We start from the raw sequence: 1,895 nt of genomic DNA on the forward strand, positions 1-1,895 counted from the left end.
CTGCCATAGGGTGCGCCTCGGCGCACCGTCCGGGACATGGCGACAATTTGCGGCGCCGGGGTGGGCTGCAAACCATCCGCATCAGCGACCACATCCCAAACGACGCAAACAACCCCGGTGGTGCGCCCTGTACAAAACTTTGAGCATATCGCCATAACCCCGCCCAAACCCGCCATGAAAACCCTCGCCACCCTGCTCCTCGCCTGCCTTCTCACCGCCTGCGGCAGCGTGCAATATCAGCCGCTTGCCACTATTGACCACATCGACCACAGCCGCGGCTACCGCCTGCAAAACCTTTTTCAAAACAACCAGGATGACGACCTGCTGCTCGTCCTCCTCATCTCCGGCGGTGGCAGCCGCGCCGCCGCCTTCGGCTATGGCGTGCTCGAAGTCTTGGCCGCCACGCCCATCACCGGCCACGGCAAAACTGCGACGATGCTGGAAAAAACCGACCTCGTGCATGGTGTCTCCGGCGGTTCGGTGCTTGCCACCTATCTCGCCCTGCACGGCAAAGAAACCGTGCCGCGTTTTGAGCGCGAATTTTTGCAACAAAACCTGCAAAGTACCGTGCTGCGCCAGCTTTTTTCCCTTGCCAACCTGCCGCGCCTCACCAGCCCGCAATACGGACGCGGCGACCTGCTCGCCGAAGAACTCGACCGCCTGCTCTACCACGGCGCGACCTTCGCCGACCTCGCCACACGACGCAAGGGGCCGTTCGCCCTCATCAGCGCCACCGACATGAGCATTGGCCAGCGCATCGAATTTACCCAAGAACACTTTGACGCCCTCTGCCTTGACCTCGCCCAGATGCCCGTCGCCCGCGCCGTGGCCGCGTCCAGCGCGGTGCCGCTCATCTTCGCGCCCATTACCCTCAACAACCACGGCGGCCACTGCCGCTATACCCCGCCGCCGCTGGCACAGGGCGACCGCGACACCCTCGCGCGCTACACCGCGCCTTACCAGAACAGCGCCGCCCGCCCGTACATTCACCTGCTTGACGGTGGCTTGACCGACAATCTCGGCCTGCACAGCATCCTCGACTACAGCGACATCCACGGCGACGCCCTGCGCGCACGCATCGCCGACGGCAATATCCGCGACATCATCGTCATCAGCATCAATGCGCAGAACCGCCTCGACAGCACCATCGACCAAAGCCCGGACATCCCCGGCCTGCGCGACGTCGCCGCCGCCATCATCAACGTCCCCATCGACCAAAACACCGAACAAAGCATCCGCAATTTCCAGCGTTTCACCGACACATGGAACCAGCACCGCCACACGGGCACGCGCCCGACGCTGCACTACATCAATCTCGACCTGAACGACCTGCCCGACGGCGCCCTGAAAAAACGGGTACTCAACATCGGCACCACCTTCTACCTGCCGGAAGCGGAAGTGCGCGACCTGCGCACCAGCGCCAAAATCCTGCTCGAACAAAACGAAACCTGGCGCAACCTACCGGGGCGCAACGGCAACTGGCACGCGCCGGACGACAAACCACATCCATAAATCTCGGCGTAAAGGACAAAATTCAGACTAAAAATTGAACCGCCCCAAGAAATTAGGAGGGAACCCTATCTGTGAGAGGATATTCCCATGAAGAAAAAAACAGCACCCCCAAAATACACCCCCGAAGTGCGCGAGCGTGCCATCCGGCTACTCGAAGAAGTCCGCGCACAGCATCCTTCCGACTGGTCTGCCATCCAGGCGATTGCTTCCAAAATTGGCTGTAATCCCGAGACGTTACGCGCCTGGTACCGCAAGCATCAGGACGCACAAAACCCCGCTGCCGTTGCCCAACAAGCGCAGGACGCCCGCATCAAGGCGTTGGAGCGCGAGAATTACGAACTCAAACGCAGCAATGAAATCCTGCGCAAGGCCGCGGCTTTTTT

Annotated in this window: 2 protein-coding genes; both read left to right on the plus strand. The window is 61.3% G+C overall.

The window, feature by feature from the left end; all coding sequences use genetic code 11:
• Positions 1–174: 174 nt before the first annotated feature.
• Positions 175–1,512 (plus strand): patatin-like phospholipase family protein, encoded by a 1,338-nt coding sequence (locus Q0349_RS12425; protein WP_298081335.1) that lies wholly within the window; start codon positions 175–177, stop codon positions 1,510–1,512.
• 87 nt (positions 1,513–1,599) lie between these two features.
• On the plus strand, positions 1,600–1,895 hold a 296-nt coding region (locus Q0349_RS12430; RefSeq protein WP_298081336.1), incomplete at its 3' end, for a transposase.

It is taken from the genome of uncultured Cardiobacterium sp., from assembly GCF_938028185.1.
GTDB lineage: Bacteria > Pseudomonadota > Gammaproteobacteria > Cardiobacteriales > Cardiobacteriaceae > Cardiobacterium.

Excerpts from the sequence above, each read along its gene's own strand:
- Q0349_RS12425 (WP_298081335.1), top strand. The coding sequence starts at position 175 with ATGAAAACCCTCGCCACCCTGCTCCTCGCCTGCCTTCTCACCGCCTGC.